This is a genomic window from Mesorhizobium sp. M2A.F.Ca.ET.037.01.1.1 (assembly GCF_003998075.1).
In the GTDB taxonomy this organism is placed as follows: Bacteria; Pseudomonadota; Alphaproteobacteria; order Rhizobiales; family Rhizobiaceae; genus Mesorhizobium.
Genome location: NZ_RZSA01000023.1, coordinates 1 through 15,991 on the forward strand (window position 1 = coordinate 1; position 15,991 = coordinate 15,991).

Sequence of the window (15,991 nt, forward strand, 5' to 3'; positions counted from 1 at the left end):
GCACGCTGGCGGTCAACGTCGCCGGCGCCCTTGCCATCGGCGCCTTTGCCGGTGCCGCGCGGGCGGTCGGCGGCGTCTTCGCCAGCGATCTCGTGCGCGACCTCATCGTCGTCGGCCTGTTCGGCGGCTACACCACCGTGTCGTCCTTCTGCCTGCAGACGCTCAACCTCGCGCTCGACGGGGAGGGCCGGCTCGCGGCCTTCAACGTCGTCGCCTCGTCGGTTCTGTGCGTGCTGTTCGTCGCCTTCGGCTTCTGGGCGATCGTCTGGGTGGCTGAGTCAGCAACCTGGGTGGCTGGTTCAGCTACCGGGGCAGCGGGCTGAGCGATGACGGACAGACAGGCGGCAATGCGGCTTTATCTGGCGGTCGGCTGCGGCGCGGCGATCGGCTCCCTGACCCGGTTCCTGTCGGGCTACGTCGTCGTCTCGCTGCTCGGCCTGAACGCTCTATGGTCGACCGCTTTCGTCAACGTCGTCGGCTCCTGGGTCATCATGGCTTTCGCGACGCTGACCGGACCGGATGGGCGCATGATGGTCGGACCGGTCAGCCGCAATTTCGTCATGGCCGGCTTTTGCGGCGGCCTCACCACGTTTTCGGCGATGAGCCTCGATACCTTCATCTTGCTGTTCGAGGGCGACTTGCCGCTGGCCGCGACCTATCTCATCAGTGTGGTCGGGCCGTCGCTCGTCGCGGCGTGGCTGGGTTATCTCATGGCATCCAGGCTCAACCGCTTGCCGAAAGGTAGTCAGGCAACAGGTAGCTAGAGCAATTCCAGGAAAAGTGTGAGCGGGTTTCCGTCCGGAATTGCGTCAAAACAAAGAGATAGAGCGGTTCGCCGTTTCTGTGAAACGGTGAGCCGCTCTAGGGAGGAAAACATGGAACTTCCCGCGCAATGCGCGCTGCTCAGGATCTTCTTCGGCGAGGACGACAGGGCGGCCGACGGCAAGCCGCTGCACGAGGCGATCGTCATCAAGGCCCGCGAAACCGGCATGGCCGGCGCCACGGTGCTGCGCGGGCCGCTGGGCTTCGGCCGCTCCAGCGTGCTCCACACCGCCAAGATCCTGCGCCTGTCGCAGGATCTGCCCATCGTCGTCGAGATCGTCGACGCGCCGGAGAAAATCGATGCGCTGATCCCTGCGATCAAGGCGCTGACGAGTGAGAAGAGCTGCCTGATCACCAGGGAGAAGGTCGAGGTCATCCGCTACGGCGACGGAGACTGAGCTCCAAAGCATGTCTCCCGAAAGTGGGAACCGGTTTCGGGTTAAAGACATGCGCAAATCAAAGACCAAAGCGCATAGAGCGAATCCGAAGGATCGCGACGCGCTTTAGGTACCCTCGATCAGCGGTCGCGAAGACGGCGGCCGATCGTATCCTCGTCGAAAATGCCGGCGGAAAACAGCTCCATGGCTTCGATCGCCAGGTCCGAAGCCTCGGAACTGCCGCGGGCAATGCCTCGCTCCACGCAGACCTGATCATAGATGCGCTTCAGCAGGACGAGATCGTCTGGATAAGCTATGCCGCTCTTGGAAACATGGGGGCCAATCATCGCATCCTCCATTGTTGGACGGAAGCATGACAGAAGCTCGCGGGGGCGGTGAGCCTTCTATCGCCAGACCGGCACCATAGGGTGCTGCGTCGGTCGCGCATTCACCCATGTTAAAAAGGCGGCCGACGGGCCGCCTTCTGTACCCGGAAGGTTTCAGCTGACTCAGCCGACGATCTCGGTGTCCGAGAACCAGTACTTGATCTCCTGCGCGGCGGTCTCCGGCGCGTCGGAGCCGTGCACCGAGTTCTCGCCGATCGACAGCGCATGCACCTTGCGGATGGTGCCTTCTGCGGCGTTAGCCGGGTTGGTGGCGCCCATCACTTCGCGATTCCGGGCGATGGCGTTCTCGCCTTCCAGCACCTGCACGATGGTGGGCGCCGACGACATGAATTCCACCAGCTCGCCGAAGAACGGGCGATCCTTGTGGACGGCGTAGAAACCTTCGGCCTCGCGGCGGCTCATCCACACGCGGCGCGATGCGACGACGCGCAGGCCGGCGTCTTCGAGCATCTTGGTGATGGCGCCCGTCAGGTTGCGCCTGGTCGCGTCCGGCTTGATCATGGAGAAGGTGCGTTCGATCGCCATAGGGTCGTCCTTGTTCTTGGGAATGGAAATTGGAGTGGCGGGCTCTATACAAGCCGCCCGGCGGCTTGCCAAGGGGAGGCGGCTTCTGGTCAAGGCGGGCGCTTTGCGGGATAATGAAACGGCTGCATGCGCTTCGGGCGCTTGCTCCGGAACGCTCGCGGCGGCGGAGCCGGAGGCGATGAACTGGCCTTATCTCAGACGCGGCGACATCGTGGGTATCGTCTTCATGGCGCTCATATGCGCCGTGATCGCCTTCCTCCTGCTGGTTCTGCCGCCGCCGGATCACAATTTCGGCTTCGGCCCGGAATGGCAATGTACGCGCATCGGTGAAGGCGATCCGATCTGTGTCAGGCTGATCGACAAGGACGCGCTCAAGCGGAATTAAAGCCCGATCTCAATGGTCACGATCGGCGCGTCTCCGGCCTTCAGGCTCTCAGCTTGCCGCACCGACGCCTTGACGGGCAAAAGCAGGCTGCCCGAGGCCTTGTCGGGGAAAAGCGACGTAGTCCATTTTGTCCTGCCGATGACAGCCGTCACACCAAGCGAGCCCCAGGGTCGCGCCAGCCCCGCCATGGCCGCCTTGATCCGCGCCGCGACATCCGTTGGCAGCGTGATGAAATGCCAGCCGCCCTTGCCGGGGTAGACCCAGATCCCGCCCTGCATCTCATAACGCAGCATGGCAATTCCGACGGCCGTCACGCCGCCGCCGCGACCTGCCGTCCGATACCGCCATGCAGGTCGAGGCAGCGCTCGAACCAGCGGGCGATGCTGTCGCCGTCGTCGAGCAACTGGAAAGGCGAGGCGATGCGTCCCCATTGCAGCGCGCCGAACACGATGTAATCGGCAAACAGCGGCGCCTCGCCGCCGATGAAGGGCTGGTAGGTGAGCGTCGAGCGCAGCGGCTCCAGCGCGGCGCGGAAGGCCGCGAGCCCGGCATCGCGGTTCGCCACGACCTCTTCCAGCCGCTTGCCGTACCGCTGCTCGCGGCTTTCGCGGAAATAGGCGGCGTTGGGCTCGTCTTGCATGTCATGCAGATCGGTCAGCGCCACCGTCGCGACGTAGGGATGGATGGTGAACTGCGACCAGCGCTCGATGAAGCGCGCCATCGCCTTGCCGCCATCGCCGCCGAATAGCGTCGGCCGATCCGGATAGGCTTCGTCGAGATAGAGCGCGATGGCGAAGGAATCGGCCACCACGCGCTCGCCGTCACGGATCACCGGCACCGTCTTCGACGCGCCGCTCTCGACTTCCGGCACCTCGAGGAAGCGCGTCGGCACCTTGGTGACGGCGAGCCCCTTATGAGCCAGCGCCATCTTGGTCTTCCAGCAATGCGGGCTGAACGGGCGGCCGACATCATGGCCGACGAGGTCGTAAAGCAGAATGGTCATTGGCGGGTCCGTTGCTGCGGGTTACGTAGAGCCAGGATTCGTGGCGAACCGGTGGATGATGAAACAGCATTTCATGATGTTTGCGGCCTATAATCAATGGGCCAACCAGCGTCTCTACGATGCCGCGGCACACCTCAGCGACGAGGAATTCAACCGCGACACCGGCGCCTTCTTCGGCTCGATGATGGGAACGCTCAACCATATCCTGACTGCCGATCGTATCTGGATGAAGCGTTTCACCGGCGAGGGACAGGCACCGTCTTCCCTTGACGCCATTCTTTACAAGGCGCTGCCACCCTTGCACAGCGCGCGCGAGGCGGAGGACAAGCGGATCATCAACTGGGTCGGCGGCATGAGCGAAAAGGCGCTCGCCGGCCGCTTCTCCTATATGACCCTCTCCGATATGCGAACTGTCTCGCAACGCGTGGCACCCGCGCTCAGCCATTTCTTCAACCACCAGACCCATCATCGCGGCCAGGCGCACATGGTGCTGACCGTGCTCGGCCGCCCTTCGGTGCCGCTCGATCTGGCGCTGTTCCAGCGCTCCGAGGAAGGCCGCGCCTATGCCTGAAGCATAAGCTCCGGGAACCCGCACGTTTCTGCTGCGGTTCGTTGCGAATGGCGCTTGCTGCGGGAAGTGTTTTTTGTTTGCTTTACAATTTAAATTTCGAAGAAAAGTCGAAAATTTATTTAACAATTCGATATAGCAACAAGAACAAAAAAGTATTACTGCAAATACGGTACGAAACTGAGGCGTGAATTTCGGCGTAGATATGTATGCCCACGGCGTCAGTCAAAGAACGCGGTGCCTGTATGATGCAGTGCAGCATATTCCGTCTAAGAGGAGAGTGTCATGCCAAGTATCATTCGGGAATTGCATAAAGTCCTTACTTGCGGCGCGGTCATCGCTATTTTGGCGGTTCCGGGCCATGCCGCAAGTCTTGGATTGGGTGGTGTCGGCGGCGTGTCCGTCGGTGGTAATGGCGCCAGCGCTAACGTCGGCGGCGCGAGCGGTGCCAATGCGGATGCCTCCTTTGGGGGAAGCAGCACGGCCTCCATCGGCGGCACCAACGGCGCCAACGCTGGCGTTTCGCTTGGCGGCGGCCAGGCGGCGGATGCGGCGGTGTCCCTGGGCGGGACCGATACCGGAGCCACCACCTCGATCGGCACCAGCGGCTCCAATGTCGGCATCGGGACGCTTGGAGCTTCCGCCGGTGTCGGTGTCGGCATACCGGGCACTCCAGGAGTTCCGGGCACCCCCGGCACTTCGGTCACCACCAAGCCTTCGGCCGCTGTTGCGCAGATGTCGGGTACCCAACTTGCGCGCATGAAGAAGCGCAGCGCCGACGTGCTTTCCAGCGAAGGAACCTATGATGCCGATCTGAGGGCGCTCTGCCTGATGATTTCGCGTCGCTGACATATGCTGCAAGACAGCCCGGTCGGGAGTGCCGGACCGGCCGTGAGGGCTCTGCGGCATCTCCTACCGCATCGCCGCCATTGCTGGCGGTGCGTTGACGAGAACCTCCGGCCAGTCGGGAAGCCTGCTGCTTTTGGCGGCGGGCTTTCTGCTTGCCTGCCGCCAAGGGCGGTTCCGACGGCCTGTTAACCACACTTGCATTGAAGCTAATATGTTAGGACTTCCTTTGCGCTCGCGCTCCACAATAAGCCGGTAGCAGTGGGAGCAACGGCATGCGCATCGATTTGTCCCCGACAAGCTGGGGCAGGGTCGTGGTGGTCACCGCCGCCGGCACAGCCTTTTTCATTGCCGTCGCCTTCTTCGTCGATTCCTTCAATTTTCCCTCGCTGTCGCCGCAGGCGCTGCTGTGGGCGAAACTCACGGATCTTTTCCTGCCGCTTGTCCTCGGCGGCTCCTTTCTGTTCTTCCTGATGTGGAAGATGCGCCAGCTGGCGATCACGCAAAAGGAGCTCAGCGTCATCGCCGCGACCGACAGCTTGACCGCGGTCTTCAACCGCGGCGCCTTCTCGATGCTGGTCGAGGCCTATCTCGACCAGGCCCGCGACCAGACGGTCGCCGACGCCGGCGCGCTGCTGATCGTCGATGCCGACCATTTCAAGTCGATCAATGACCGCCTGGGCCACGACTGCGGCGACCAGGCGCTGAGGTTGATCGCCGCGACGATCAAGGGGCAACTGCATGGCGCCGACATCGTCGGACGCATCGGCGGCGAAGAATTCGCGGTCTTCCTGCCCGGCGCCGATGCCACACGCTCCTTCCTGGTCGCCGAATCCATCAGGCGCCGCATTCGCGAGGCCGAATTTGCCCCCGACGGGCGGCCCTGGCCGCTTTCCGTGAGCATCGGCGGCATCGCCTTCAGCGGCCCGACCACCTACCACGACGTTTTCCAGGTCGCCGACCGCCATCTCTACAAGGCCAAGTCCAACGGCCGCGACCAGGTGAGCTTCGAGAGCCGGCGCAGCGGGACGGCTGGCAATGCCGGCGGCACCATGCACTAAAGCATGTCTCCCGAAAGTGGGAAACGGTTTCGGGATAAAGAGATAAAGACATGCGTAAAATCAAAAACCTAAAGCGCATGGAGCGAATCTGAAAGATCGCGACGCGCTTTAGGCGTCCCTTAGCACCATCAACGGTCCGTTCATCCTTTGGCGGCTAGTGTCGGCGGCTGACCTCAGCCGATCCGCGAGCGACCGTATTCGATCTCATCGACTTCAAGGCGGTGCTGATCATCGCCCCTCATCTTCATCCCGCTGGAGCAGCTCCTGCCGCTGCATGGCGAGCAGTCGGCGACGCGCCGGCATTGGCTGAACGACGTTTTCTACCTGCTCTTCAACGGCATTGTCATCAAGGCCGGCATAGTATTGGTGGTTGGCGCGGCGATGCTGCTGGCGCAGCGTTTTGTTCCCGAGGCGCTCACCGCCGCCGTCCAGTCGCAGCCTGTGTGGCTGCAGGCGATCGAGGCTCTGCTCATCGCCGACATCGGCTTCTACCTCGCCCATCGCGCCTTTCACGCGGTGCCGTTCCTGTGGCGCCTCCACGCCATCCACCACTCGATCGAGGAGATGGACCGGCTGGCCGCGCACCGCGTGCAGCCGGTGGACCAGATCCTGACCAAGTCGGCTTCGTTCTTGCCGCTGTTCGCGCTGGGTTTTTCCGCCGAGGCGGTTCTCATCTACGTGCTTGATCTACCAGTGGCAGTCGGTGTTCATCCACTCCAATACGCGCATCAAATTCGGGCCGCTGAAATGGCTGATTGCCTCGCCGCAGTTCCATCACTGGCACCACGCCAACGAACGCGACGCCTATGACAAGAACTTCGCCGGCCAATTGCCCTTTCTCGACCTGATCGGCGGCACTTTGTTCATGCCGCCGCGGATGCCAGAAAAATATGGTGTCGACGAGCCTGTGCCGCAGCTCTACCACCGGCAGCTCCTCTATCCTTTCGTCGCAGCGGCCGAACCGGCCGCGATCGCCGAAGCCTCGGCCGCCGGCAAGCCCGAATAACGGCAAGGAAAAGCCTCTCGTCAGGTGAACTGAGCCGGGGGCAGTTCATAGGCGGTGGGCCTGAGAAGATCGCCGTAAATCAGGCGGCAAAACCGCCATAGCCGCGCGCGACCGGCTTCACCGAAACGATCGGCTGGTCCGACGGCCACAGGATGCCGGCGGTCACCGCGAAGGTGATCAGCGCATCGCGCGCGGCCTCGGCCGAGATTTCTCGGGCCCGTGCCGCCTCGCAGGCCTTTACCGCGGCGCCGTAGCTCAGCCGCCGCCGCGATGGCGGAAACTCGGTCAGGAATTCATGCATGGCGGACAGCGAGGCGATCATGCGCTTATGGCCGGCGCCGACGCTGAGGGCGACCGGGGTGAAGAACATCCTGTCGTACATTGAGACCTCGTCTGTTGGCTGCGGAGGCGGCGGGCCTCCGGTCTGGGAAGGGACGCCACACAACGCGGCTTGCGGCGTGAGGTTCCGCGCACGCCGATTTTTCCGTCTTGGACCTGATCCGTCGCGTGAATCGGCAGGAGGGGGCAGGCGGCCTATTTCCATATGCCGCGCATGCGGGCGCCAAGGTCGACCTTGACGCCTGGCCGCTGGCGCGGGTCGTCCTTGAGCGCCGCACTCGCCCAGGACGACTGCTCGAATGCCGGAAGCATCGAGGCCGGGATGAAGCGGGTGCGCGAGGCATAGACATGGCGGTCGCCGCGCGCAGCTTGGTTGTGCGGATAAAAGCGCTGCGGCACCACCAGATGCAAACTGTCCTTGGCCCTGGTCATCGCCACATAGAGCAGCCGGCGTTCCTCCTCGATGTCCTCCTTGGTGCCGACCCCGAGATCGGCCGGGATGCAGCCATCGACCGTGTTCAGCACGAAGACGTTCTTCCATTCCTGGCCCTTGGCCGAATGGATGGTCGACAGGATGAGGTAATCCTCGTCGCGATGCGGCGCCCCGGCCTGGTCGCTGGTGGCGTCGGGCGGATCGAGCGTCAGCTCGGTCAGGAAGCGTTCGCGCGACGGATAGGTCGAGGCGATCTGCTCGAGCTGGATGAGATCGGCCCGGCGCGTGATCGCATCCTCATGGATGCGCTCCATATGCGGTTCGTACCAGAGCCTGATCCGTTCGAGGTCGGCCGGCCATTTGGCGCCGGCGCGTAGGCCGCTATAGATGTCGAGGAACACCGGCCAATCCTGCGCGGCGCGCTGCGGCGGCCGGAAGCGGGCAAGGCCGAGCGTCTCGTCGAGCGACGTCGCCATGGCATCCACGATCTGCGAGGCGGCGGACGGCCCGATGCCCGGCATCAGCTGCAGCACGCGGAAACCGGCGACGCGGTCGCGTGGGTTCTCGGCGAAGCGCAGCATCGCCAGCATGTCCTTGACATGCGCGGCGTCGAGGAATTTCAAGCCGCCGAACTTGACGAAGGGGATGTTGCGACGCGTCAGCTCCACCTCCAGCGGCCCGCTGTGGCTCGAGGTGCGAAACAGCACCGCCTGCGCCTTCAGCGCCGTGCCGGCCTCGCGTTCGGCCAGGATCGCCTGGCAGACATAATTCGCCTGCTCGGCCTCGTCGCGTACGCTGACCAGCTGCGGCCTGTGCGAGGAACGGCGCTCGGTCCACAGATTCTTGGTGAAGCGTTCGCTGGCCTCGCCGATCACCCTGTTGGCGGCTGCCAGGATCGTCTCGGTCGAGCGGTAGTTGCGCTCCAGCATGACGATCTCGGCGGGCTTCGCGAATTGTTTCGGGAAATCGAGGATGTTGCGCACTTCCGCGGCGCGGAAGGAATAGATCGACTGCGCGTCATCGCCCACCACCGTCAGGCCGGCGCCGTCCGGTTTCAGCGCCAGGAGGATCGAAGCCTGCAGCCGGTTGGTGTCCTGGTACTCGTCGACCAGCACGTGGTCGAAGCGGGAACCGAGATGAGCGGCGATTTCCGGCTCGGCCGCCATCTGCGCCCAGTAGAGCAGCAGGTCGTCGTAATCGAGCACGTTCTGCGCCTGCTTGGCCTCGACATACGCCGCGAAAAGCTCCTTCAGTTGCTCCGCCCATGCCGCGCACCAGGGGAAGGCGGAGCCGAGCACCTCGTCCAGTGGCGCCTGCGCGTTCACCGCCCGCGAATAGATCTGCAGGCAGGTGCCTTTGGTCGGAAAGCGGCTTTCGGTTTTCGAGAATCCCAGCTCATGCCGTGCAAGGTTCATCAGGTCGGCCGAATCCTCGCGGTCATGGATGGTGAAGGCCGGGTCGAGGCCGATCTGCTCGGCATAGTCGCGCAGCAGCCTGGCGCCGATGCCGTGGAAAGTGCCGGCCCAGGCCAGCGCGTCGCCGATGATCGCCGCGTCGCGCCCCAGCACCTCGCCGGCAATGCGCTCGACCCGCTTGGCCATCTCGGCCGCGGCACGACGGGAGAAGGTCATCAGCAGGATGCGGCGCGGATCGGCGCCCTTGACGATGAGATGGGCGACGCGATGCGCCAGCGTGTTGGTCTTGCCGGAGCCGGCGCCCGCAATCACCAGCAGCGGCGCCGCCACCTTGCCGTCGCCATGCACCACCGCCAGCCGCTGCTCATCATTCAGCCGGGCAAGATAAGCGGGCGTCTCGAAGGACGAATCACGAGCGGCGATGTTCATCGCCCATCAAGCATCGTTTCCGCTTTGTTCGCAATAATTTCCTCGCGTTGCGGGAGAGCCGGGAGGGGACCGCAGCGGCCGGAGAGGAGGCTGAGCCGGTGGTGGGTGGGCGCATGCATTCTCTATGGAGCGCTGGTCGACCCCCACTCCGTCTCGGCTTCGCCGAGCCACCTCTCCCCCGATCGACGGGGTAGAGGAAAAGCGCCGAGCTTCCAGCAACGCTCCCTTCCTTTCCCTCCGGAGGGGGAAGGTGGCGCTGCGAAGCAGCGACGGATTGGGGGAACCACGTGGCAATCAAACCTCAGGTCGATCAGTCACGCCGTCACAGACGATGTGTGCATGGCGTAGAAGAAGGTGGGCCGAGCAAGGGCGCTACCGCTTCGGCTCCACCCCCATTGCCGCCGACTGGCGCCGCAACTTGCGCCTCTCATCGCCCGGCATGTCCAGCGGCGCGACATCGCCAGGCACCTCGTTGATGATCCTCACGGCGACGCGATAGGCGGTGTAGGCGAAAAGGCCGGTAAGCAGCAGGCGGATCATCATCGTCTCCTCATGCGGTTGATTGGCTTTCAACCGGACGCGGACCGGTTGGTTCCGCCTCACGCGCAACCAAACCGCCATCGCCTCGTTTGCCCTTTATGAAAGGGGCGAACGAGAGGAGGTCGTCATGATGAAGCTTCCTGTGCTGCTGGCTCTTGCGGCAGGGCTCGTGCTCGCCGCCTGCGACAACAGTGTGCAACCCACCAAGGCGCCGGGCGACGAAGTCAACCAGAACCCTCAGGTCGACAAGAACCCGGTGCCGAAATCGACCACGGGCGGCGACCAGCCGGGCACGCCTCCGAAGCAATAGGGCAGGGCGAGTCGGGTTATCGTCGGCCCTAAAGGTCAAGTTATCGTCGGGCTGGAAGAAGGCCGGCGCTGCTTGGGAGGAAGCTGGATAGCGCCGGCCAAGCGGGAAAATCAGGCCCGCCGCGCAATCCAACATAGCTGAGTCTCGGCCTTGCGTCATGGTGCGATCGCGCTAGCCGGCTACAGTCAGTGGAAACACCCGGAAAATCCTGACGCTGCGCGAGCGGCGCTGCTTAGGCCACCGCCGCGCGTGCCGGCTGTCCGCCGGTGATCTCCATGTCGAGTTGGCGCTGCGTCAGCGCCGCTTCGGCCAGGATCCATTGCTTGAACAGTTCCACCTTGCGGGCGCCGAGCGCCTTGATGGGGCTGACGAAGTACCAGCCCGCCGTGTTGGGATGGTGGACCGCGAAGGGGGCTACCAGCCTTTCGGCACGGATGTCGCTTGCCATGTAGGCGCGGTTGGCGACGGCGAAGCCCATGCCGGCATTGGCCGCTTCGTAGGACATCATGCAGCTGTCGAAATAGACGCTTCTCGTCTCGCCAAGCACGAAGCTCGCGCCGGCGAAGCCCAGCCACGACTGCCAGTTCTGCGTGCAGGTGTCCGAATGCAGCAGCGTGAAGTAGCGCAGGTCCTCCGGCACCACCTTCGACAGCGGCTTGTCGCCCAGCACGTCGTGAAACAGCTTGCGGCTGCACACCGGCGTCAGGTCTTCCTTGAACAGCAGTTCCGAGGTGAGGCCGGGGAAATTGCCGTCGCCGTAGCGGATCTCGAGATCATATTCCGAGGTCGCGAATTCATGCGTGGCGTAGGATGTCGACACCCGCATCTCGATGTCGGGATATTGCTGCTGGAAGGTCATCAGCCTGGGAAACAGCCAGCGCGCCGCGAAGGTCGGCAGCACGCAGATCCGCAGCACATGCGCCTGCGACTGGCCGGTGGCCTCCATGCTGGCCGCCACGATCCGTTCCAGCGCCTCGCGCACGCGCGCCACATAGGTCTCGCCCTCCGGCGTCAGCGACACCGCGTTGCCGCCGCGCTCGAAGATCTTGAAGCGCAGCTGGTCCTCCAGGCTCTTCACGCGCTGGCTGACGGCGGAAGCGGTGATAAACTGCTCTTCGCCGGCGCGCGTGAAATTCCTGTGCCTCGCGGCGCTTTCCACGATTTTCAGCGAGTTGAGGTTGACCTGACTGAGCAGACGCACGGGGTTTCGACCTTAAGCTGGGCTTACGCTACCACCAGCATTCCTAAATTTACAGGGGTAGGCGTTTAAATGACTGTTAACCAAGTGTTGCCCCCATCTTGGAGAAAGTACAATGAACGCCCATACAATTCCCGAACTGCGCTGTGCAATGAGCCGCGAGGCCATCATTGGTCATGAGACGGCCTGGAAAGTGTCGGGCTTCGGCGTCGCCCAGTATCGTCACGGTTACGACCCGGCTCTGCTTGCCGCGATCGAGGAAGCCGCCCTGAAGCTGAAGGCCAGCCATGCCGTTCACAAACATCTCGACCTCACCTTTATCACCGGCGCGGACCGCTATATTCCCGAGATCAAGGAGCTTTTACACGACAAGCTGCGCTTGGAAAGGCTGTCCGACATGATGGGCACCAAGCTCGAACCCTATCCGCTGTCGATCGTCGGCTCGACCGTCACCTTCATGAACCCCAGGGACGGCGCCGTCGAATGGCATTGCGACGGCGTTCCGGTGACGGAGCTCATCCCGCTGTCGATCAGCGACCCTCTCATCGGCGGTCATCTCGAGATCTATTGCGACGATTCCGAGACCGGCCGCTCGATCCTGGAATCCGGCCGCGACCTGCCGCGCAACAAGATCATGCGCATCGACCACAAGATGAACTACGCCACGCTCGGCCAGTTCCTGGGCGTGCTCCACCGCACCGCGCCGATCCAGCTCGGCGAGCGCGTCACGCTGGTGCTCAACCAGCGCTCGGCGACCAAGCCCTATGTCGACGATAACCGCATGTTTTACCTCGCCGCCGACAATGACCATGACCGTGCCTGGGTGAACGAGCTGGCCGAGGATGTCTGGACCAACCAGCTGCCCGCCTATCGCCGCCATGCCGAGGAGCATCCCATGCCGCAGCCCGCCGCGGAGCCGGTTTCCGGCGGAGCAAGGGAGTCTTGGTAGTGACCAACGATCCGGTCGAGCGCCAGCCGCGCCCAGCGTCGCTGAGCCTCGGCCCGGCCGTGGCGGACTGTCGAGACCATCCCAGCGCCGCCCCGGCGGCGGCGCTGGCCTTCGCCCTCGGCGCCGTGGCGCTGTGGGCGACCAACGCCCTGGTCGGCAAGACGCTGCTTGCCCTCTATCCGGTATCGCAAGTGCAGTTCCTCCAATTTTGCGGGGCGGCCGCCGTGTTTGCGCTGATCCGACTTTTCCCTTCTCCCCTTGTGGGAGAAGGTGGCCTCGCGAAGCGAGGTCGGATGAGGGGTGCTGGACGGATCGCCGACGCTGGAGTTTCTTCCAACACCCCTCATCCGTCTCGGCGCTCTGCGCCGATCCACCTTCTCCCACAAGGGGAGAAAGAAGGAGTCTCGCTTGCCGCCTATGCCGTCGGCTTCCTGGGGCTGGTCGGCACCATGGTGTTGCAATATATCGGCTTCGCCTCGATGCCGGTCATCGAGGCGAACCTCGTCGCCTATACTTGGCCGCTGATGACCGCCGCGGCCGCTATTCTGCTGGGCCGGCCGCGCCGTCCACTGTTGCTTGGCCTGGCCGCGGCTGTCGGCTTCGCCGGCGTGGCGCTGGTCATTTCCGGAGGGCGCGCGCAGACCTGGTTCGAAGGCGGCAGCGTTGTCGGTTATCTCGCCGCTTTCGGCTCGGCGCTCTGCATGGCCTTCTACTCGCTTACCGTCGGCCGCCTTGGCGTGCCGCCGGAACGTCTGCTTTTGCCCTCGGCGCTGATCGGCGTCGCGCTCACCTTTGCCTGGTGCCTGCATGACGGCGCCGGACGCCTGACCGGTGGGCATCTCCTGCTCGGCCTCTATCTCGGCGCCGGCCCGATGGGGCTCGGCTACTATTTCTGGTCGCGCGCGGCAAAGCTCGATCACGGCGGCAGGATTGCGGTCGTCGCCTATCTGACGCCAATCGCTTCCACGTTTCTGCTGACCCTGTCGGGCGAAAGCCTGTCGATGACGGCTGTTGCCGGCGCCGTCCTCGTCATTGGCAGCTGCCTCGCGGTCGGCATCGAAGGTACGGAGACCACGCACAATGTCCAGAATGCCCGTTGACGAGGACGAACGCCGCGCCAGACAGGAGGCGCACTGGCTGGTCAGGGAATTTGGCGCGGAAGCGCCGCTCTATGCGGCCATGAAGGCGGAAAAGGCTATTGAGCAAAAGGACTTTGGCCGCTGCGCGCGCTGGAAACGCGTGCTGGAAATCCTGTCGGACAGCCCTTCGGCGGATGTCAGGCGCGGCGTCGCCGTCAAATGAGCAATTTGCCCTGGCGCCGGCGAATCGCGAAAGGCCCACATCCAGCCGGCGGATTGTCATTGCCGTGGCCGGACTTGGCCTGAACTTCGATTTTTCAGCAACTTCCTTGGCCGACCCAGTGCAACCGGAGGTTCTACGTATCCTGCCGGACCGTCGGTTCTATAAAGCATCTGTTATAGCTATTAGAAATCCTAACTTGCGCCTTCGCAGCTCGCGTAGAAACATAACCCGGTATTGAGTCGCGTAGCTTTACTGACTCTGGACGGTCCGTTGGGGGACAGGTCCAATTCGATACACCGACAAAAGTCTTAAAAACGAGCTGGCGATTTGAGGGCCGGCAGAAGGTGAAAAAATTGTCCAACATCGACGATAAGACCGCAATTGAACTGACCGCCGACATTGTCTCCGCCTATGTCGGCAACAATCCGCTCCCTGCTTCCGGCCTGCCTGATCTGATCGCCAGCGTCAGCGCGTCGGTGCGCAAGCTCGCCGGCGGCAGTGTCGTCAAGGAGGCGGTGGCGCTGACGCCCGCCGTAAACCCGAAGCGTTCCGTCTTCCCGGATCACATCGTCTGCCTGGAAGACGGAAAGAAGTTCAAGTCGTTGAAACGCCACCTTGCGACCGATCACAACCTGACGCCGGACGAATACCGCGCCAAATGGGGCCTGCCTGCCGATTATCCGATGGTGGCGCCCAGCTATTCGGCGACCCGCTCGGCGCTGGCCAAATCTTCCGGCCTCGGCCGCAAGCCGGCCAGCGGTGACGCGGGCAAAGGCAAGCGCAAGGGCAAGGCCTGAGGCCGGACCTAAAGCATGTCTCCCGAAAGTGGGAACCGGTTTCGGGATCAAGACATGCGACGCGCTTTAGCTGCTGCCTGAGGCAATGAGTGACGCCGCGCCATCGTCATGGCGCGGCCGTCGGACCGCTCTCGGCATGTTGCGTCGCCGCGTGACTGGTTTCCGTAAACGCGCCGAACACCCGGCATCAGTTACGGGGCGGCTTGCTCTCGTCGTGGCGGTCGGGGTCCCGCTCGGCGGCGAGGCTGTCCGCTTCGACGGCGGTCATTTCAAGAAGATAGACGAGCATCTGGTAGCGCGTGCGCGAGAGCATCTTCGCCAGCCTGCGCGCGATCTCCGCCACATATTTCAGCGTTCGCAGATCGTTGACCGCTTCGCCCATCGTGAGCTCCTGACATAGCCGAGTTATCGTTGGGGCCGAGTTATTGTTGTGGCCAAGTTCTTCATTGGCGCTCACGCACGACTCACGGCGCGCTCACAGATTTGCAGTTCGCAACGAAAACTGAAATCGATTTTCGACAAGCACAACGGCCGGCCCCGCAGATTCTGGCCCTTTCTTCATGGTAACGCCGCGCAACGCTTAAATATAAGCCGAAGCTGAACTTGTGGTTCGTCCGCTTGGCCTGGCTGATTTCCCCGCCGGGAAAGCCGGTGCCGAGCGGCAGCCCGGCAGGGCGGGCGCTTCTCTCACCCCTTATACGCGGAACAGAAGGCCGGCGGATTGTCGTTGCCGATCATGGCGCAGCCGCGCTCGATCTCGTCGATCATCATGCTGCATGCGTTCTGGCCATTGCAGGGCGGGTTGGTCGCTGGCGAAACCTGGACGCATTGCGAGACATATTGGTCCGACTTCGCCTTGCCGGCGGATTGCACGCATGGCCGCGTGTCGTTCTGGCTTGCCTGGGCAGGGGCGGGTTTCGCAGGCGCGGCCTTGGCCGTCGCAGGCGCGGCCTTCGCAGGCGCGGCATTGCCGCTGCTTTGCGGCACGCAGGAGAGATCGCCCTCCGGGCATTGCAACTGGTGCTGCAACTGCGCCAGTCGCGCCTTGGTCAACTCCGCCTTGCAAACCCCGACCAGGCTCGAATAGACCGAGCCATCGGCATAGGGCTGGGTGCGGAAGGCGCATTCCTTGTCGCGGAAGGGGATCCAGGCGCGCTGCGCGTCACGCAGGCGCTTCAGGTCGGCGGGAGCGAGACGTGCCGCCAGTGCCTTGTAGACAGCGTTGAGCCCTGCGTCGGCCGAAGCGGCATTCGCGGTCGTGCAGGTGGCAAGGTCGGCC

Annotated in this window: 25 protein-coding genes; 14 read left to right on the forward strand and 11 right to left on the reverse strand. The window is 63.5% G+C overall.

Annotation, left to right across the window (positions count from 1 at the left end; all coding sequences use genetic code 11):
* From EOA27_RS02510 to EOA27_RS02520, 3 genes are all read left to right on the forward strand, one after another.
* The coding region (locus EOA27_RS02510; RefSeq protein WP_127255361.1) for a CrcB family protein at window positions 1–323 on the forward strand (323 nt) is incomplete at its 5' end.
* A gap of 3 nt (window positions 324–326) precedes the next feature.
* Window positions 327–764: a fluoride efflux transporter CrcB gene (gene crcB, locus EOA27_RS02515; protein WP_126078197.1), complete on the forward strand. Its 438-nt coding sequence runs from the start codon at window positions 327–329 to the stop codon at window positions 762–764.
* Window positions 765–875: 111 nt separating this feature from the next.
* Window positions 876–1,220 carry a DUF190 domain-containing protein gene (locus EOA27_RS02520; RefSeq protein ID WP_095816023.1) on the forward strand — a complete coding sequence of 115 codons (345 nt, stop codon included), beginning with the start codon at window positions 876–878 and terminating at the stop codon, window positions 1,218–1,220.
* 119 nt (window positions 1,221–1,339) lie between these two features.
* Here EOA27_RS02520 and EOA27_RS02525 read toward each other — a convergent pair whose 3' ends face one another.
* The gene (locus EOA27_RS02525; RefSeq protein WP_126078196.1) at window positions 1,340–1,546 is read right to left on the reverse strand and encodes a hypothetical protein; all 207 of its coding nucleotides are present in this window, start codon (window positions 1,544–1,546) and stop codon (window positions 1,340–1,342) included.
* Between the two features lie 162 nt (window positions 1,547–1,708).
* Window positions 1,709–2,131 (reverse strand): nucleoside-diphosphate kinase, encoded by a 423-nt coding sequence (gene ndk, locus EOA27_RS02530; protein WP_040984737.1) that lies wholly within the window; start codon window positions 2,129–2,131, stop codon window positions 1,709–1,711.
* Window positions 2,132–2,309: 178 nt separating this feature from the next.
* On the opposite strand from ndk, the gene EOA27_RS02535 reads away from it, so the two are divergent.
* Window positions 2,310–2,516, forward strand: coding sequence for a hypothetical protein (locus EOA27_RS02535; protein ID WP_126078195.1), 207 nt, complete (start codon window positions 2,310–2,312; stop codon window positions 2,514–2,516).
* On the opposite strand, the gene EOA27_RS02540 is transcribed toward EOA27_RS02535, so the two are convergent.
* Together EOA27_RS02540 and EOA27_RS02545 are read right to left on the reverse strand one after the other, a co-directional pair.
* Window positions 2,513–2,809 (reverse strand): DUF1905 domain-containing protein, encoded by a 297-nt coding sequence (locus tag EOA27_RS02540; RefSeq protein WP_126078194.1) that lies wholly within the window; start codon window positions 2,807–2,809, stop codon window positions 2,513–2,515. The genes EOA27_RS02535 and EOA27_RS02540 overlap by 4 nt on opposite strands.
* 17 nt (window positions 2,810–2,826) lie before the next feature.
* The gene (locus tag EOA27_RS02545) at window positions 2,827–3,519 is read right to left on the reverse strand and encodes a glutathione S-transferase family protein (protein ID WP_126078193.1); all 693 of its coding nucleotides are present in this window, start codon (window positions 3,517–3,519) and stop codon (window positions 2,827–2,829) included.
* Between the two features lie 58 nt (window positions 3,520–3,577).
* Here EOA27_RS02545 and EOA27_RS02550 point away from each other — a divergent pair, with 58 nt between their 5' ends.
* From EOA27_RS02550 to EOA27_RS02560, 3 genes are all read left to right on the forward strand, one after another.
* On the forward strand, window positions 3,578–4,090 hold the full coding sequence (locus EOA27_RS02550) for a DinB family protein (protein ID WP_126083451.1): 513 nt from the start codon (window positions 3,578–3,580) through the stop codon (window positions 4,088–4,090).
* Between the two features lie 282 nt (window positions 4,091–4,372).
* Entirely contained in the window at window positions 4,373–4,936 is a 564-nt protein-coding gene (locus EOA27_RS02555; protein ID WP_126078192.1) for a hypothetical protein, read from the forward strand.
* A 272-nt stretch (window positions 4,937–5,208) separates the two neighbouring features.
* Window positions 5,209–5,994, forward strand: a complete 786-nt coding sequence (locus EOA27_RS02560) for a GGDEF domain-containing protein (RefSeq protein WP_126078191.1) — start codon at window positions 5,209–5,211, stop codon at window positions 5,992–5,994.
* A gap of 228 nt (window positions 5,995–6,222) precedes the next feature.
* Here EOA27_RS02560 and EOA27_RS41895 read toward each other — a convergent pair whose 3' ends face one another.
* On the reverse strand, window positions 6,223–6,579 hold the full coding sequence (locus EOA27_RS41895; protein ID WP_245491014.1) for a hypothetical protein: 357 nt from the start codon (window positions 6,577–6,579) through the stop codon (window positions 6,223–6,225).
* Between EOA27_RS41895 and EOA27_RS42910 the strand changes: the two genes are divergently transcribed.
* Together EOA27_RS42910 and EOA27_RS42915 are read left to right on the forward strand one after the other, a co-directional pair.
* Complete coding sequence (locus EOA27_RS42910; RefSeq protein WP_245501800.1) at window positions 6,511–6,804, forward strand: sterol desaturase family protein; 294 nt, start codon at window positions 6,511–6,513, stop codon at window positions 6,802–6,804. The two genes, EOA27_RS41895 and EOA27_RS42910, sit on opposite strands and share 69 nt — an antisense overlap.
* Window positions 6,698–7,000 (forward strand): sterol desaturase family protein, encoded by a 303-nt coding sequence (locus EOA27_RS42915; protein ID WP_245501799.1) that lies wholly within the window; start codon window positions 6,698–6,700, stop codon window positions 6,998–7,000. The genes EOA27_RS42910 and EOA27_RS42915 overlap by 107 nt, the downstream gene beginning before the upstream one ends.
* 79 nt (window positions 7,001–7,079) lie before the next feature.
* Here the strand turns inward: EOA27_RS42915 and EOA27_RS02570 are convergent, their stop codons facing one another.
* From EOA27_RS02570 to EOA27_RS40445, 3 genes are all read right to left on the reverse strand, one after another.
* Window positions 7,080–7,382 (reverse strand): DUF982 domain-containing protein, encoded by a 303-nt coding sequence (locus EOA27_RS02570; RefSeq protein ID WP_126078190.1) that lies wholly within the window; start codon window positions 7,380–7,382, stop codon window positions 7,080–7,082.
* A gap of 152 nt (window positions 7,383–7,534) precedes the next feature.
* Window positions 7,535–9,616, reverse strand: a complete 2,082-nt coding sequence (locus EOA27_RS02575; RefSeq protein ID WP_126078189.1) for an ATP-dependent helicase — start codon at window positions 9,614–9,616, stop codon at window positions 7,535–7,537.
* 372 nt (window positions 9,617–9,988) lie between these two features.
* Window positions 9,989–10,159 (reverse strand): hypothetical protein, encoded by a 171-nt coding sequence (locus tag EOA27_RS40445; RefSeq protein ID WP_189342025.1) that lies wholly within the window; start codon window positions 10,157–10,159, stop codon window positions 9,989–9,991.
* 124 nt (window positions 10,160–10,283) lie between these two features.
* Between EOA27_RS40445 and EOA27_RS02580 the strand changes: the two genes are divergently transcribed.
* Window positions 10,284–10,466 (forward strand): hypothetical protein, encoded by a 183-nt coding sequence (locus EOA27_RS02580; RefSeq protein ID WP_095816012.1) that lies wholly within the window; start codon window positions 10,284–10,286, stop codon window positions 10,464–10,466.
* 232 nt (window positions 10,467–10,698) lie between these two features.
* On the opposite strand, the gene EOA27_RS02585 is transcribed toward EOA27_RS02580, so the two are convergent.
* Window positions 10,699–11,667, reverse strand: coding sequence for a LysR substrate-binding domain-containing protein (locus EOA27_RS02585; RefSeq protein ID WP_127251448.1), 969 nt, complete (start codon window positions 11,665–11,667; stop codon window positions 10,699–10,701).
* Between the two features lie 112 nt (window positions 11,668–11,779).
* Here EOA27_RS02585 and EOA27_RS40450 point away from each other — a divergent pair, with 112 nt between their 5' ends.
* The 4 genes from EOA27_RS40450 (at window position 11,780) to EOA27_RS02615 (ending at window position 14,712) form a co-directional block, all read left to right on the forward strand.
* Window positions 11,780–12,613 (forward strand): hypothetical protein, encoded by an 834-nt coding sequence (locus tag EOA27_RS40450; RefSeq protein ID WP_189343186.1) that lies wholly within the window; start codon window positions 11,780–11,782, stop codon window positions 12,611–12,613.
* Window positions 12,614–12,654: 41 nt separating this feature from the next.
* Window positions 12,655–13,713 carry a DMT family transporter gene (locus tag EOA27_RS02605; protein ID WP_245467329.1) on the forward strand — a complete coding sequence of 353 codons (1,059 nt, stop codon included), beginning with the start codon at window positions 12,655–12,657 and terminating at the stop codon, window positions 13,711–13,713.
* On the forward strand, window positions 13,694–13,915 hold the full coding sequence (locus EOA27_RS02610; protein WP_245463237.1) for a hypothetical protein: 222 nt from the start codon (window positions 13,694–13,696) through the stop codon (window positions 13,913–13,915). The genes EOA27_RS02605 and EOA27_RS02610 overlap by 20 nt, the downstream gene beginning before the upstream one ends.
* A gap of 353 nt (window positions 13,916–14,268) precedes the next feature.
* Window positions 14,269–14,712 (forward strand): MucR family transcriptional regulator, encoded by a 444-nt coding sequence (locus EOA27_RS02615; RefSeq protein ID WP_126078187.1) that lies wholly within the window; start codon window positions 14,269–14,271, stop codon window positions 14,710–14,712.
* Window positions 14,713–14,899: 187 nt separating this feature from the next.
* Here the strand turns inward: EOA27_RS02615 and EOA27_RS02620 are convergent, their stop codons facing one another.
* The gene (locus EOA27_RS02620; protein WP_126078186.1) at window positions 14,900–15,094 is read right to left on the reverse strand and encodes a hypothetical protein; all 195 of its coding nucleotides are present in this window, start codon (window positions 15,092–15,094) and stop codon (window positions 14,900–14,902) included.
* A gap of 305 nt (window positions 15,095–15,399) precedes the next feature.
* On the reverse strand, window positions 15,400–15,991 hold a 592-nt coding region (locus EOA27_RS02625; protein ID WP_145970246.1), incomplete at its 5' end, for a lysozyme inhibitor LprI family protein.

Excerpts from the sequence above, each read along its gene's own strand:
- crcB (WP_126078197.1), top strand. The coding sequence starts at position 327 with ATGACGGACAGACAGGCGGCAATGCGGCTTTATCTGGCGGTCGGCTGC.
- EOA27_RS02520 (WP_095816023.1), top strand. The coding sequence starts at position 876 with ATGGAACTTCCCGCGCAATGCGCGCTGCTCAGGATCTTCTTCGGCGAG.
- EOA27_RS02525 (WP_126078196.1), bottom strand. The coding sequence starts at position 1,546 with ATGATTGGCCCCCATGTTTCCAAGAGCGGCATAGCTTATCCAGACGAT.
- ndk (WP_040984737.1), bottom strand. The coding sequence starts at position 2,131 with ATGGCGATCGAACGCACCTTCTCCATGATCAAGCCGGACGCGACCAGG.
- EOA27_RS02535 (WP_126078195.1), top strand. The coding sequence starts at position 2,310 with ATGAACTGGCCTTATCTCAGACGCGGCGACATCGTGGGTATCGTCTTC.
- EOA27_RS02540 (WP_126078194.1), bottom strand. The coding sequence starts at position 2,809 with ATGCTGCGTTATGAGATGCAGGGCGGGATCTGGGTCTACCCCGGCAAG.
- EOA27_RS02545 (WP_126078193.1), bottom strand. The coding sequence starts at position 3,519 with ATGACCATTCTGCTTTACGACCTCGTCGGCCATGATGTCGGCCGCCCG.
- EOA27_RS02550 (WP_126083451.1), top strand. The coding sequence starts at position 3,578 with ATGAAACAGCATTTCATGATGTTTGCGGCCTATAATCAATGGGCCAAC.
- EOA27_RS02555 (WP_126078192.1), top strand. The coding sequence starts at position 4,373 with ATGCCAAGTATCATTCGGGAATTGCATAAAGTCCTTACTTGCGGCGCG.
- EOA27_RS02560 (WP_126078191.1), top strand. The coding sequence starts at position 5,209 with ATGCGCATCGATTTGTCCCCGACAAGCTGGGGCAGGGTCGTGGTGGTC.
- EOA27_RS02570 (WP_126078190.1), bottom strand. The coding sequence starts at position 7,382 with ATGTACGACAGGATGTTCTTCACCCCGGTCGCCCTCAGCGTCGGCGCC.
- EOA27_RS02575 (WP_126078189.1), bottom strand. The coding sequence starts at position 9,616 with ATGAACATCGCCGCTCGTGATTCGTCCTTCGAGACGCCCGCTTATCTT.
- EOA27_RS40445 (WP_189342025.1), bottom strand. The coding sequence starts at position 10,159 with ATGATGATCCGCCTGCTGCTTACCGGCCTTTTCGCCTACACCGCCTAT.
- EOA27_RS02580 (WP_095816012.1), top strand. The coding sequence starts at position 10,284 with ATGATGAAGCTTCCTGTGCTGCTGGCTCTTGCGGCAGGGCTCGTGCTC.
- EOA27_RS40450 (WP_189343186.1), top strand. The coding sequence starts at position 11,780 with ATGAACGCCCATACAATTCCCGAACTGCGCTGTGCAATGAGCCGCGAG.
- EOA27_RS02610 (WP_245463237.1), top strand. The coding sequence starts at position 13,694 with ATGTCCAGAATGCCCGTTGACGAGGACGAACGCCGCGCCAGACAGGAG.
- EOA27_RS02620 (WP_126078186.1), bottom strand. The coding sequence starts at position 15,094 with ATGGGCGAAGCGGTCAACGATCTGCGAACGCTGAAATATGTGGCGGAG.